The sequence below is a fragment of the Halomonas sp. PBN3 genome, from assembly GCF_000475415.1.
Classification (GTDB): Bacteria; Pseudomonadota; Gammaproteobacteria; order Pseudomonadales; family Halomonadaceae; genus Halomonas; species Halomonas shengliensis.
This window is the reverse complement of record NZ_AXCA01000002.1, coordinates 1-12,575: the sequence shown is the minus strand read 5'-3', so window position 1 is coordinate 12,575 and position 12,575 is coordinate 1. Positions and strand designations below refer to the sequence as shown.

The 12,575-nt window shown below is 71.9% G+C and carries 14 protein-coding genes and 1 pseudogene; 7 read left to right on the top strand and 8 right to left on the bottom strand.

The genetic code is table 11. The annotated features are described in order from the left end of the window. The first annotated feature begins 48 nt into the window (after window positions 1-48). The 5 genes and pseudogenes from Q673_RS19370 (at window position 49) to Q673_RS19350 (ending at window position 4,560) form a co-directional block, all read left to right on the top strand. Window positions 49-975 carry a DMT family transporter gene (locus Q673_RS19370; RefSeq protein WP_023004264.1) on the top strand — a complete coding sequence of 309 codons (927 nt, stop codon included), beginning with the start codon at window positions 49-51 and terminating at the stop codon, window positions 973-975. Between the two features lie 44 nt (window positions 976-1,019). After that, on the top strand, window positions 1,020-1,808 hold the full coding sequence (locus tag Q673_RS19365; RefSeq protein ID WP_023004263.1) for an enoyl-CoA hydratase: 789 nt from the start codon (window positions 1,020-1,022) through the stop codon (window positions 1,806-1,808). Window positions 1,809-1,919: 111 nt separating this feature from the next. Further along, window positions 1,920-2,747, top strand: a complete 828-nt coding sequence (locus Q673_RS19360) for an IclR family transcriptional regulator domain-containing protein (RefSeq protein WP_023004262.1) — start codon at window positions 1,920-1,922, stop codon at window positions 2,745-2,747. 64 nt (window positions 2,748-2,811) lie between these two features. Next, window positions 2,812-3,852: pseudogene (pyrB, locus tag Q673_RS19355) on the top strand (aspartate carbamoyltransferase); the annotation flags it as partial. A 75-nt stretch (window positions 3,853-3,927) separates the two neighbouring features. Beyond that, the gene (locus Q673_RS19350) at window positions 3,928-4,560 is read left to right on the top strand and encodes a hypothetical protein (protein ID WP_023004260.1); all 633 of its coding nucleotides are present in this window, start codon (window positions 3,928-3,930) and stop codon (window positions 4,558-4,560) included. Window positions 4,561-4,563: 3 nt separating this feature from the next. On the opposite strand, the gene ruvX is transcribed toward Q673_RS19350, so the two are convergent. Genes ruvX through Q673_RS19310 form a run of 8 tightly spaced genes read right to left on the bottom strand, consistent with a single transcriptional unit; the run spans window position 4,564 to window position 10,067 of the window. Next, the gene (gene ruvX, locus Q673_RS19345; RefSeq protein ID WP_023004259.1) at window positions 4,564-5,022 is read right to left on the bottom strand and encodes a Holliday junction resolvase RuvX; all 459 of its coding nucleotides are present in this window, start codon (window positions 5,020-5,022) and stop codon (window positions 4,564-4,566) included. A 31-nt stretch (window positions 5,023-5,053) separates the two neighbouring features. Beyond that, window positions 5,054-5,626, bottom strand: a complete 573-nt coding sequence (locus tag Q673_RS19340) for a YqgE/AlgH family protein (RefSeq protein WP_023004258.1) — start codon at window positions 5,624-5,626, stop codon at window positions 5,054-5,056. Window positions 5,627-5,642: 16 nt separating this feature from the next. Beyond that, window positions 5,643-6,557: an energy transducer TonB gene (locus Q673_RS19335; RefSeq protein WP_023004257.1), complete on the bottom strand. Its 915-nt coding sequence runs from the start codon at window positions 6,555-6,557 to the stop codon at window positions 5,643-5,645. Window positions 6,558-6,569: 12 nt separating this feature from the next. Continuing rightward, entirely contained in the window at window positions 6,570-7,538 is a 969-nt protein-coding gene (gene gshB / locus Q673_RS19330; protein ID WP_023004255.1) for a glutathione synthase, read from the bottom strand. A 46-nt stretch (window positions 7,539-7,584) separates the two neighbouring features. Continuing rightward, window positions 7,585-8,298 (bottom strand): CvfB family protein, encoded by a 714-nt coding sequence (locus Q673_RS19325; RefSeq protein ID WP_023004253.1) that lies wholly within the window; start codon window positions 8,296-8,298, stop codon window positions 7,585-7,587. A 51-nt stretch (window positions 8,299-8,349) separates the two neighbouring features. Next, window positions 8,350-9,090: a 16S rRNA (uracil(1498)-N(3))-methyltransferase gene (locus tag Q673_RS19320; RefSeq protein WP_023004251.1), complete on the bottom strand. Its 741-nt coding sequence runs from the start codon at window positions 9,088-9,090 to the stop codon at window positions 8,350-8,352. A 10-nt stretch (window positions 9,091-9,100) separates the two neighbouring features. Further along, window positions 9,101-9,613 carry a protein-export chaperone SecB gene (gene secB, locus Q673_RS19315; protein WP_023004249.1) on the bottom strand — a complete coding sequence of 171 codons (513 nt, stop codon included), beginning with the start codon at window positions 9,611-9,613 and terminating at the stop codon, window positions 9,101-9,103. A gap of 31 nt (window positions 9,614-9,644) precedes the next feature. Then, entirely contained in the window at window positions 9,645-10,067 is a 423-nt protein-coding gene (locus Q673_RS19310; RefSeq protein WP_023004246.1) for a rhodanese-like domain-containing protein, read from the bottom strand. 267 nt (window positions 10,068-10,334) lie between these two features. On the opposite strand from Q673_RS19310, the gene gpmI reads away from it, so the two are divergent. Continuing rightward, complete coding sequence (gpmI, locus tag Q673_RS19305; RefSeq protein ID WP_023004244.1) at window positions 10,335-11,900, top strand: 2,3-bisphosphoglycerate-independent phosphoglycerate mutase; 1,566 nt, start codon at window positions 10,335-10,337, stop codon at window positions 11,898-11,900. 22 nt (window positions 11,901-11,922) lie between these two features. Then, the coding region (locus Q673_RS19300; RefSeq protein ID WP_023004242.1) for a murein hydrolase activator EnvC family protein at window positions 11,923-12,575 on the top strand (653 nt) is incomplete at its 3' end.

The window sequence follows — 12,575 nt, the reverse complement described above, 5'->3', positions numbered from 1 at the left end:
ATCGAACCATGCCCCGGGACATCTGGGACATCTCACAGGAAGCCTGCCGTGCCGACCGCACTCGCCTATCTGATCGTGGTACTGGTGTGGGCCTCCACGCCGCTGGCCATCAAGTGGAGCGCCGAGGCCGGCGCGCCGATCGGCAGCGTGATGCTGCGCATGCTGATCGCCTTCCTGCTGGGGCTGGTGATCCTGCTGGCCCTGAAACGCCGCCTGCGCCGCGACCGTCGGGCGCTTTGCAGCTACGCCGCTGCCGTGCCCGGGGTATTCGGCGCCATGGCCCTGAGCTACCACGCCTCCCAGAGCCTGCCCTCGGGCATGCTGTCGGTGATGTTCGGCATGGCCCCGCTGATCTCGGGGTTGATCCTGCAGGCGCTGCCCGGTGCCACCCGGCTGCGTCGCTGGCACTGGCTGGGCTGCGCGCTGGGTGTCGTCGGGCTGGCCGTGGTGTTTGCCGACAGCCTGACGCTGGGTGGTGAGGTGCTTGGCGCGCTGCTGCTGATGCTGGGCGCGGTGACGCTGTTCAGCGCCAGCGGCATCGCCGTACAGCGCGTGGCCGCCGGCGTCGGCCCGTTGGAGCAGACCCTGGGCGCCCTGGCCCTGAGCCTGCCCTGCTTCCTGGCGCTGTGGCTGGCCAGCGGCGAGCCACCTAGCCTGCCACTCTCCGAGCGCGGCCTGTGGGCGGTGCTCTACCTGGCGCTGTTCGGCTCCCTGGTGGGCTTTCTCTGCTACTTCCTGATCCTCTCGCGGCTGCCCGCCGCCACGGTGTCGCTGGTCACCCTGATCACGCCGGTACTGGCGCTGGGGCTCGGCATGCTGCTCAATCAGGAACAGCCTTCGCCCTCGATGCTGGCGGGAGCCGGCCTGATCCTGGTGGCTCTCGGTGCCTACCTGTTCGGCGACCGCCTCACCCGCCTCAAGGCCATCGACGGGTCCTCGACGGCCCCCAAGGTCGCAGTGCGGGAACCGGAATGATCGCGCTAGGCTGTGGCATCGGCACAACAGCGAGGAGCCACCCCATGAGCGAGACCCCCCCGGCGCTGCGTCGCCACGACGCCGACGGCGTCACCACCCTGACCCTCAACCGCCCGGCGAGCTTCAACGCCCTCTCCGAGGAGATGCTCGAGGCGCTGGACGCCGAGCTCGCGAGCCTGGCCGATGACGGCGGGGTGCGCTGCGTGGTGCTCGCCGCCGAGGGACGCGCCTTCTGCGCCGGCCATGACCTCAAGCAGATGCGCGCTCACGATGACGACCGCGACTACTTCCAGGCGCTCTTCGCCCGCTGTGCCGGCGTGATGCAGGCCATCGTCGAACTGCCGGTGCCGGTGATCGCCCGGGTCCAGGGCATCGCCACCGCCGCCGGCTGCCAGCTGGTGGCCAGCTGCGACCTGGCGGTGGCCGCCCGCTCGGCGCGCTTCGCCGTCTCCGGCATCAACGCCGGGCTCTTCTGCTCGACCCCGGCGGTGGCGCTGTCGCGCAACGTGGCCCGCAAGCGCGCCATGGAGATGCTGCTCACCGGCGAGTTCATCGATGCCGAGACCGCCCGCGACTGGGCGCTGGTCAACCGGGTCGCCGACGACGAGGCCCTCGACGAGGCGGTGGCCGAGCTCGCCGCCAGTATCTGCGCCAAGAGCGCGGTGGCAGTGCGCACCGGCAAGGCGATGTTCCAGCGCCAGCTGCGCATGCCGCTGGACGAGGCCTACGCCTTCGCCGGCGAGGTGATGGCGGGCAACATGCTGGCCGAAGACGTCGCCGAGGGCATCGACGCCTTCATCGAGAAGCGCCGCCCCGTGTGGAAGGACCGCTGAGGGGCCGCCGCGCCCCGCAAGAGCCGTAATGGAAGCCATTTCCGCAGACGCGACAGGCGCGCCGCGACAGGGTATCCTGTGGTGTCGAACCAAGGCAGAAGGAGTCACAGGGTGAGCGAAGTCAAGCGCAGGACGGCAGGACGCCCCGCCGGGTCCGGCAAGGCCACCGGCGGCCACAGCCAGTCGCTGGTGCGCGGCCTCAACCTGCTGGAGCGCCTGGCCGGTCACCCCGGCGGCCTGGCCCTCTCCGAGCTCGCCGAGCAGGCCGACCTGGCCCCCTCCACCACCCACCGCCTGCTGCAGGCGCTGCAGAGCCAGGGCTTCGTCACCCAGGACGGCGAGCTCGGCGTCTGGAAGGTCGACGTCAAGACCTTCCGCATCGGCAACAGCTTCCTGGAGGCCCGCGACTTCGTGGGCACCAGCCGTCCCTTCCTGCGCCGCCTCACCGCCGAGACCGGCGAGACCGCCAACCTCGGCATCCGCGACGGCGGCACCGCGGTGTTCCTGGCCCAGAGCGAGTCGCCGCAGATGATGCGCATGATCACCCGCCTCGGCTCCCGGGCGCCCCTGCACGCCTCGGGCGTGGGCAAGGCGCTGATGGCCTGGCTGCCCGAGGACGAGCTCGAGCGCGTCCTCGCCGAGCGGGGCCTGGCGCGGGTCACCGAGAACACCCTGCATACCCCAGAGTCGCTGCGCGAGGGGCTCGCCGAGATCCGCCGCCAGGGCTTCGCCTGCGACCGTGAGGAGCACGCCATCGGCCTGCACTGCGTGGCCGCCTGCATCCACGACGAGCACGGCATCCCGCTCGCCGCCATCTCGGTCTCCGGCCCGGTGGCACGCATCCCCGAGGCGCGCCTGCTGGAGCTTGGCGCGCTGGTGCGCGACACCGCCGCCGAGATCACCGCCCGGCTGGGGGGGCGCATCCCGGAGGCGTGGTAACGCCGCCGGGTCGTGAAGCCACCGCCACGGCGGAGTACACTAGCGGCCGTCCCTTCGCTCCCACGAGGCCGCGCCGATGCATCACCACCTGCTCTCCGTCGATTCCCTGTCCCGCGACGCTATCGATCACCTGATGCGGGTGGCCGCCCGCATGGAGCCCATCGCCCAGCGGCGCCAGGTCACCCGGGTGCTGGAGGGTGCGGTGCTCGGCAACCTCTTCTTCGAGGCCAGCACCCGCACCCGGGTCAGCTTCAACGCGGCCTTCTGCCGGCTGGGCGGCAGCGTCTGCGACACCACCGGCTTCACCTTCTCCTCCATGGCCAAGGGCGAGTCGCTCTACGACACCAGCCGGGTGATGAGCGGCTACTGCGACGCCATCGTGATGCGCCATCCGGAGCTCGGCTCGGTGGCGGAGTTCGCCGCCGCCACCCACGTGCCGGTGATCAACGGCGGCGACGGCCCCGGCGAGCACCCCAGCCAGGCGCTGCTCGACTTCTACACCATCGACAAGGAGTTCACCCGGCTGGGCAAGGGGCTGGCCGGCGCCCATGTGCTGATGACCGGCGACCTCAAGTACGGGCGCACGGTGCACTCGCTGATCAAGCTGCTGTCGCTCTACGATCCCATGCGCATCACCCTGGTGGCGCCGCCGGGGCTGGAGATGCCCGGCCACCTGGTCGACCTGGTCGCCTCCCGCGGACACCGGGTGGAGCAGCGCGACAGCCTGGCCCGGGACTACGCCGACGTCGACGTGGTCTACACCACCCGCATCCAGAAGGAGCGCTTCACCGCCGAGATGAGCGAGGGCTTCAGCCTCTCCCGGGACTTCACCGTGGACCGCGCCTTCCTGGATCGGCGCTGCGGCCGCGACACCATCGTCATGCACCCGCTGCCCCGCGACAGCCGCCCCGAGGCCAACGACCTCGACGTCGACCTCAACGGCGACCCGCGCCTGGCGATCTTCCGCCAGACCGACAACGGCATCCCGGTGCGCATGGCGATCTTCGCCACCCTGCTGGAGGTCGACGGCCTGATCGAGCAGGACCTGCGTCCGGTGCGCTGGTTCGTGCCGCCGCGCCTGGGCGTTGACGACCCGGCGCTCTAGGCAACGCGCACTTTGGCCGCCCTTGCCTATGCTGGTGGAGTGATCCCTTCCCCTGGCGGCATGAGGCACCACGACATGACCCTGCAACGCGCCTATCGGCTCCTGGCCCTGTTCTACACCGCGCTGCTGCTGATCGGGGCGATCGCCCTGCTGGCCGGCGGCGGCACCCTGCTCTCGCTGGCCCAGCTGGGCCTCGGCGTCCTGGCGGTGATGGGGCTGTGGGGCTACATCCTCCAGCGCGGCGTGATGAGCCCGCGCCTGTGGCAGCCGCTGGCGGGGGCGCTGGCCGGCGCCGCCGTGGTGCAGCTGTGGGCGGTGCTCAGCATGTCGCTGTCCGGCGAGGCGCTGACCTGGATGCTGGCCAGCGCCATCTTCTCGGCACTGCTGGTGGTGATCCTCTACCGCTACGGCGATCGCGACCAGGCGCTGTGGGCCACCCCCGAGGAGCTGGAGGCCGCCCACCGCCTGGAGGCGCTGCTGGAGAAGGGGGAGGGCACGCTGACCGCCGAGGCGCGTGACGGCGAGCGCGAATCGCGGGTGACGGTGACCCGCAGCGGCGACGAGTACCGCGCCAGCGTGACGCGGCGCCGCGCCGCCGAGCGCGAGTCCTTCGAGGAGCGCTTCCGCCACCCCGCCACCCTGGTGTTCTTCCTGGAGAAGTTCGCCGGCGTCTCGGTGGCCGACTTCCGTCCGCCGGACGCCGCCTGAGGCTCAGGAGCCCGGCGAACTAGCCCCTGGCAACCCCTCCCGGGCGGCGAACCAGCGCTCGACGATCAGCACCGCGCTGATGCCGTCGACCCCCTCGTCGCGCCAGCTGCCGCGCTGGCCGCGCGCCCGGGCGATCGCCTTGGCCTCGCCGGTGGAGCCACGCTCGTCGAACATCTCGCAGGGCACCCCGTAGCGGCCGAACAGGCGCTTGCCGAACTTGCGGGCGCGGGTGCTCATCTCCTGCTCCTCGCCGTCGGCGGTCAGCGGCAGCCCCACCACGAAGAGGTCGGGGCGCCACTCCTCCACCAGCCGCGCCACCCGTTCCCAGTCGGGGATCCCCTCGCGGGCCGGCAGCGGCTCGAGCTCCCGGGCGCTGCCCAAGAGCTCGTTGCCCACCGCCACGCCGATGCGCCGGGTACCGAAGTCGAAGCCCAGGATCAGTCGCTCGCCTGGCCGGGCCATCAGCGGCCTCCGCTCGAGCGGCGCGCCCGGCTCACGAGTGCCCCGCCTCGCGGGTCATCAGGTTGAGGTCGACGCCGAGCAGCCCGGCGGCGGCGCCCAGGCGCTGCTCCGGCGGTACCTCGAAGAGGATGTCGCCGCGCCCCTCCACGGTGAGCCAGGCGTTGTCGAGCAGCTCGGCCTCGAGCTGGCCCGACTCCCAGCCGGCGCAGCCCAGGCACACCAGGAAGTGCTCGGGGCCGCGCCCCGCGGCGAGCGCCTGGAGCATGTCCATGGAGGTGGTCAGGGCGATCTCGTCGGTGACCTGGATGCTGGAGTCCCAGTCGTCGCTGGCGCCGCGGTGCAGGATGAAGCCGCGATCCTTGTGCACCGGGCCGCCGAAGTAGACCGGGGCGTTGCGGTGCGGGCTCTCCTCGCCGCCCAGCTCCAGCTGCTCGAAGAGCGCCTCCAGGGTCAGCTCCAGGGGGCGGTTGACGATCACCCCCATGGTGCCCTTCTCGTCATGGTCGCACAGGTAGGCGAGGCTGCCGGTGAAGTTGGGGTCTTCCAGGTGCGGCATCGCCAGCAGGAAGTGGTCTTTGAGGCCGAAGTTTTCCACGGATTGCATGAGACTCCCCGGCGTTCTAGCGCACGCCGTAATGATTGCCTTCACCGAACCGCCAGACCCGGGTGATGGAGAGCGAGTCCAGGTTGCCCATGCCCGCATCGAAAGGACGATAGGGGGCGGCACCGTGGACGGTGTCCAGCGCGGCCTGGTCGAGTTCGGGATGTCCCGAGGATTGTATCACCTCCGCCTGGCGCAGCTCGCCCTCGCGGCCGACCACCACGCGGATGCGCAGCTGGCCGTGAAGATGACGCGGCGCGGGGTGGACGCGGTTGCCGTAGGCCTCGACGCGGCGGGTCCAGTCGTCGATGTAGCGCGCCTCGGCGGCACGCTCGGCGGCCTGGCGGGGGGCGCCGGTCTCGCCGGGCGACTCGGGGGCGAGACCCTGCTCGCGGATGCTGCGGGTGGCGTCGGCGAGCAGGTCGCGCCCCGAGGCGGAGGGTGCCGCCACGCTGGGCTCGCCGCTGGCGTCCGCCGCCTGGGGGGCCTCCCGCGGGGTGGGCGGCGCCTCGTCGGCGACCTGGTTCGCCGCCGGCGGGGCGCGCTCGTCGGGACGCGCCTCGGGCGCGACCCGCTCGGCCGCCTCCGGCTCGGCGGGCGTGGCGGGGTCGACGTCCGTCGCTCCCTGCTGCGAGGCGGCGGGGGCCTCCACCGGGGCGGAGCGCGACTCCGCCGGGGCCTCCTCCTGCTGGCTGCCGGCGGCCTGCTGGGCCGCCTCGGCGATGGCGTCGGCGTCCACCGGCGCCTGGCTCTCGCGGGTCACCAGCACCACGTCGAGGCTCGAGCGCTCCGGCGGCGGGGCGGCGAACTGCCAGCTCGCCACGCTGCCGATCACCGCCAGGTGCAGCAGCAGCGCCAGCGAGGCGGCCAGCCAGCGCCGGTAGGGCCGGGTGACCGGGGCGTACTGGACCGGGTCGCTGACCTGCGGGGTCATGGTGAGCGCGCCTCAGCCTCGCCGCGTCGCGAGCCGGCGCTGGATGGCATCCATCAGCAGGCCGGCGATATCGGTGCCACGCTGGTCATCGATCTCACGCACGCAGGTAGGGCTGGTCACGTTGATCTCGGTGATGTAGTCACCGATCACGTCGAGGCCGACGAACATCAGCCCCTTCTCGCGGACCACCGGCTGCACCTGGCGGATCAGCCAGTGGTCGCGCTCGGTGAGCTCGCGGCTGACCCCGGTGCCGCCGGCGGCCAGGTTGCCGCGGGTCTCGCCCGCCAGGGGCACCCGGGCGAGGCCGTAGGGCACCGGCTCGCCCTCTACCAGCAGGATGCGGGTGTCGCCGTCGCGGATCTCGGGCAGGTAGCGCTGGGCCATGATCTGGCGCCGGCCGCGCTCGGTGAGGGTCTCGATGATGGCGCCCAGGTTGCGCCCGTCGGGCTGCACGTGGAAGATCCCGCTGCCGCCCATGCCATCCAGCGGCTTGAGGATGACGTCGCCCTGCTCGGCGTGGAAGGCGCGCAGCTCGGCCTCGCTGCAGGAGACCAGGGTCGGCGCGCAGCACTGGGGAAACTGCTGGGCGAAGAGCTTCTCGTTGCACTCCAGCAGCGCCCGGGTGGGATTGACCACCAGCACGCCCTCGCGCTCGGCGAAGCCCAGCAGGTGCACGGCGTTGAGGAAGTGGGTATCCACCGGCGGGTCCTGGCGCATCAGGATCACGTCGAGTTCGGCCAGGGGGCGCGGCTCGGGCTCGCCCAGGTCGTACCAGTGCGCGGGGTCGCGGTGCACCGTCAGCTCGCACAGGCGACCGAAGGCGCGGCCGTCGCGCAGGAAGAGGTCGCCGGGCTCCAGGTAGTGGAGCGTCCAGCCGCGGTCCTGGGCGGCCCACAGCATGGCCAGGGAGGTGTCCTTCTTGTAGGCGATGTCCGCGATGGGGTCCATCACCACGCCGATCTTCAGGGCGCGTTCGTTCATGGGTTCGGGGTTCCGGTCGAGAGAGTGAATGGGCTCAGTATGCCGGCTAGTCGCCGCTAGGCGCCAGCCGGATGCCGGTGGGCGAGAGGGTGATCAGCCGCCGCTTGTAGAGCCGGCCGATGGCCTGCTTGAAGGCGTTCTTGCTCACCCCCAGGCGTGCCTTGATCTCGGCGGCATCGCTCTTGTCGCCCAGCGGCAGGTAGCCGCCGCTCTCGCGCAGCGCCTTGAGCACCGCCTCGCCCACCACGTCCAGGCGCGCCTCGCCCGGGGGCAGCAGCGAGAGGTCCAGGCGGCCATCGTCACGCAGGCGCTTGATGTAGCCGGTGACCCGCTGGCCGCGGCGCATCGGGCGGGTCAGGTCATCGCGGTAGAGCACGCCCCAGAAGCGGTGGTTCACCACCGCCTTGAGGCCGAGGTCGGTCTGGTCGGCGATCACCAGGGTCACCTCGTCGCCGGCGGCGAGCCCCTCGGCCGCGTCGGCGACGAAGCGCTCGAGCTTCTGGCTGGCCACCGGGCGCCCCTGCTGGTCCTGATAGATCCTCACCAGCACCCGCTTGCCGACGCTGGGCCGGAAGCGCTGCTCGCCGAAGGGCAGCAGCAGGTCGCGGGGCTGCCCCCAGTCGAGGAAGGCCCCGGTGTCGTTGACGGTGACCACCTCCAGGTAGGCGACCTCGCCCACCTCGCAGCGCGGCGCACGGTAGCGACGCCCGGAGGCACGGGTGGCGGGGGTGGTGGAGCGGGGAGCACGGCGATCGGTCATGGCGGAGTTCCGTATGGAGAAAAGAAGGCGACGCCCGCGGGCGACGAGGCGTCAGGCGCCGCCCAGGTCACCGAAACGGTACTGCAGCAGGCTGAGCGCCACCACCGGGGCGGTCTCGGTGCGCAGGATGCGCGGCCCCAGGGAGAGCGGCGCGAAGCCAGCCTCGCAGGCCGCGGCGACCTCGCCCTCGGCCAGGCCACCCTCGGGGCCGATCAACAGGGCGACGTCGGCCGGCGTCGCTCGCCCCTCGAGGGCGCCGTCGGTGGCGGGATGCAGCACCAGGCGCAGCGCCTCGTCGCGGACGGCCAGCCATTCGGCCAGGGCCCGGGGCGGATGCACCGGCGGCACCACGGCGCGGCCGCACTGCTCGCAGGCGCTGGCCGCCACCGCCTGCCAGTGGGCGAGCTTCTTCGCCTCCCGCTCGCCCTTGAGGCGCACATCGCCATGCTCGGTGTAGAGCGGCGTGATGGCGGCCACACCGAGCTCCACCGCCTTCTGGATGGCGTAGTCCATGCGATCCCCCTTGGAGATCGCCTGGCCCAGGTGCACCGCCAGGGGTGATTCGGCGGCGCCGGGCGCCACGGCCTCGATGCGCGCCACCACCCGCTTGCGCGAGGCCTCCACCAGCACCGCCTCGGCCTCGTGGCCGGCACCGTCGAAGAGCCTGAGCGGGGCGCCCTCGGCCAGGCGCAGCACCCGCGCCACGTGGCGGGCCGGCCCCTCGGGCAGAACGACGTCGCCGCCGACACGAAGGTCGGCGGCGACGTGGATACGCGGCGACTTGATAGCCACGGCGGCGACCTTACTGGGTCGTCTCGGCGCCCTGGGCCTGCTCGGCCTCGCGCTTCTTCTTGCGCGCGTAGATCGCCTCGAAGTTCACCGGCGCCAGCATCAGCGGCGGGAAGCCACCACGGTTGACCAGGCTGTCGATGCACTCCCGCGCATAGGGGAAAAGCACGTTGGGGCAGAAGGCGCCCAGGGTGTGGTCGAGTTGGTCACCCTCGATGCCGGCGATGCGGAACAGGCCGGCCTGCTCGAGCTCGGCCAGGAAGGAGGTGGTGCCCTCCTCGCTGTGGGTCACCTGGGCGGTGACCTTGATCACCACCTCGTAGAGGTCGTCACCCACCTTCTCGCTGGCGGTATCCAGGTTGAGCCCCACCTTGGGCTTGAACGGCTGCTGGAACACCGAGGGCGAGTTGGGCGCCTCGAAGGAGATGTCCTTGACGTAGATGCGCTGCAGGGCGAACTGCAGCTGCGGCTTGTCCTGCTGGCCACCGGCCTGGGCGCCGGCGCTCTGGTTGTTCTCTTCCGCCATGGGAAAGGTCCTTTAATTCGAGAAACGAAGACTACTTCTTGACTACGGGCAGGCCGTCGGCCTGCCATTGCATCATGCCGCCCTTGAGCTTGAGGACCCGAGGGTAGCCCGCCTTGGAGAGCTTGGCCACGGCGGCGCCGGCGGCCTGGCCATGCTTGCAGACCACGATGATCGGCTTGTCCTTGACCTTCTCGAGCTCGCTCATGCGCTCGTCGAGGCGGCTCTGGGGGATGTTGCGCGCGCCGGCGATGTGGCCGGCTTTGAAGTCACCCGCCTCGCGGATATCCACCACCACCGCGTCCTCGCGGTTGATCAGCTGGGTCGCCTCGCCGGCCGTCACCCCGCCGGCGGCACTGTTGCGCACCTCGTAGAGGACCCAGGCGGTCAACACCAGGAGGAAGGCGCCCACCAGCAGCGGGTGGTTCTGCACGAATTCAAACAGCTGATCGATCATGGGAGCGAAAACTCTCGTCTCGGGCACGAAATAAGGGCACGCGACATCGCGCGACGGCCGCCCAGTATACACGAGCCGGGCGCCGACGAATCGGGCTCGGCGTGGCACGCTCCGGGGCGCGCCATGACGCACGCGACCGCTTGCGATATGATGCCGCAAGACGTCTCCTGCCGCGACCCCGAACGCCCCGCGTCGAGATCCTCCCGGAGGTGGCCGGCCCGCCTCCCGGGCTCGGGTCGCGCCCCACACGCTTCGAGGACCCTCGCCATGACCGCCAAGACCCCGCGCCCCGTCGCCCTGATCATCCTCGATGGCTACGGCCACAACCCCGACCCGGCCCACAACGCCGTGGAGGCCGCCGCCACCCCGGTGATGGACCGCCTGTGGGCCGAGCGTCCCCACACCCTGATCCACACCGACGGCCGCCACGTCGGCCTGCCCGACGGCCAGATGGGCAACTCCGAGGTGGGCCACATGAACCTCGGCGCCGGGCGGATCGTCTACCAGGACTTCACCCGCATCACCAAGGCGATCGAGGAGGGCCAGCTGGACACCATCGAGGCGCTCACCGCGCCCATCGATGCCGCGGTGGCCGCGGGCCGCGCGGTGCACCTGCTGGGCCTGCTCTCCCCGGGCGGCGTGCACAGCCACGAGGATCATGTCCTGGCCATGGCCGAGCTGGCGGCACGGCGCGGCGCCGCGCGGATCTTCGTCCACGCCTTCCTAGATGGCCGCGACATGCCGCCCCAAAGCGCCATGGCCTCCCTCGAGCGCACCAATGCCCGCCTCGCCGAGCTGGTGGGCGCCGACCACGGCTTCGTCGCCTCGCTCATCGGCCGCTACTTCGCCATGGATCGCGACAACCGCTGGGACCGCGTCGAGAAGGCCTACCGGCTGCTCACCGAGGGCGAGGGCGAGCACGTCGTCGCCGACGCCGAGGCGGGCCTGCGTGCCGCCTACGAGCGCGGCGAGACCGACGAGTTCGTGGCCGCCACCAGCGTGCGCCCGGCAGGCAGGCCGGTCACCCTGGAGGACGGCGACGCCGCCCTGTTCATGAACTTCCGTGCCGACCGCGCCCGGGAGCTGACCCGCGCCTTCGTCGACGACGCCTTCGACGGCTTCACCCGCCGCCAGCGCCCGCGCCTGGCCGCCGAGGGGCTGGTCACGCTGACCCGCTACGCCGCCGACATCCCAGCCCCGGTCGCCTTCCCCCCGACAGAGCTCCACAACACCCTGGGCGAGGTGGTGGCCAACCGCGGCCTGACCCAGCTGCGTATCGCCGAGACCGAGAAGTACCCCCACGTCACCTTCTTCTTCTCCGGCGGCCAGGAGGCGGAGTACGCGGGCGAGGAGCGCATCCTGGTGCCCTCACCGCGGGACGTGAAGACCTACGACGAGAAGCCCGAGATGAGCGCCCACGAGGTGACCGACCGCCTGGTGGAAGCCATCGACGCCGGCCGCTTCGACCTGATCGTGTGCAACTACGCCAACGGCGACATGGTCGGCCACACCGGCGACTTCGCCGCCGCCGTCAAGGCGATCGAGACCGTCGACGGCTGCGTGGGCAGGGTGGTGGAGGCGATCGAGCGCGCCGGCGGCGCCTGCCTGGTCACCGCCGATCACGGCAACGCCGAGCAGATGGTCAATCCCGAGACCGGCGCTCCCCAGACCGCCCACACCACCTTCGAGGTGCCGCTGATCTACGTCGGCGAACGCCCCGCGCGCCTGGTGGTTGACGGCAGCCTGTGCGACATCGCCCCGACCCTGCTGGCGATGATGGACCAGCCGATCCCCGAGGAGATGAGCGGCCGCGCCCTGATCGAGTTTGCGTGACGCCGCTCCCGAGGGGCCACGGATGACCCCGCTCGCCCTCCTGCTCGCGCTGCTGCTGGCGCTGGGCATGGCCGGGCCGCTGGCCGCCCAGCCCAACGAGGAGGCGGTCAAGGAGCACCTCGATGCCATCGGCGAGGCGATCGACGAGGCCGCGGGCAGCCTGGCCGCGACCCGCGAGGCCCGCGACGAGGCGGCGCGCCGGCTCGAGGCGATCGAGACCTCGCTCGCCGAGACCCACCGCCGCCTCGACGCCCTCCAGGCCGAGCGCCAGGCGCTGGGCGAGGAGGTCGCCGCCCTGCAGGCGCAGCGCGATACCCTGGAGGCGGAGCGCGCCGGGCAGCACGAGGCGATCCACCGCCAGCTCGACGCCCTCTATCGCCTGGGGCGCTCGCCCCAGCTCAAGCTGCTGCTCAACCAGGACGATCCGGCCCGCCTCGACCGCCTGCAGCACTACCTCAACCACCTGGCCCGCGCCCGCCGCGCGCGGCTCGACGAACTGGCGCGCCTGGACGCCGCCCTCGCCGAGACCCGCGACGCGCTGGAGCGTCGCGGCACGCGCCTGGACGCCCTGGCCGGCGAGCTGGCCGAACGCAGCGCGGCGCTGGCCGAGCAGATGGAGGAGCGGTCGGCGCTGCTGGCGAGGCTGGACAGCCGTCAGCGTGGCGAGGCGGCCCG

What these genes read in the sequence shown, in the direction of transcription:
- Q673_RS19365 (WP_023004263.1), top strand. Translation starts at nt 1,020, where the DNA reads ATGAGCGAGACCCCCCCGGCGCTGCGTCGCCACGACGCCGACGGCGTC.
- Q673_RS19350 (WP_023004260.1), top strand. Translation starts at nt 3,928, where the DNA reads ATGACCCTGCAACGCGCCTATCGGCTCCTGGCCCTGTTCTACACCGCG.
- ruvX (WP_023004259.1), bottom strand. Translation starts at nt 5,022, where the DNA reads ATGGCCCGGCCAGGCGAGCGACTGATCCTGGGCTTCGACTTCGGTACC.
- Q673_RS19340 (WP_023004258.1), bottom strand. Translation starts at nt 5,626, where the DNA reads ATGCAATCCGTGGAAAACTTCGGCCTCAAAGACCACTTCCTGCTGGCG.
- Q673_RS19335 (WP_023004257.1), bottom strand. Translation starts at nt 6,557, where the DNA reads ATGACCCCGCAGGTCAGCGACCCGGTCCAGTACGCCCCGGTCACCCGG.
- gshB (WP_023004255.1), bottom strand. Translation starts at nt 7,538, where the DNA reads ATGAACGAACGCGCCCTGAAGATCGGCGTGGTGATGGACCCCATCGCG.
- Q673_RS19325 (WP_023004253.1), bottom strand. Translation starts at nt 8,298, where the DNA reads ATGACCGATCGCCGTGCTCCCCGCTCCACCACCCCCGCCACCCGTGCC.
- secB (WP_023004249.1), bottom strand. Translation starts at nt 9,613, where the DNA reads ATGGCGGAAGAGAACAACCAGAGCGCCGGCGCCCAGGCCGGTGGCCAG.
- Q673_RS19310 (WP_023004246.1), bottom strand. Translation starts at nt 10,067, where the DNA reads ATGATCGATCAGCTGTTTGAATTCGTGCAGAACCACCCGCTGCTGGTG.
- gpmI (WP_023004244.1), top strand. Translation starts at nt 10,335, where the DNA reads ATGACCGCCAAGACCCCGCGCCCCGTCGCCCTGATCATCCTCGATGGC.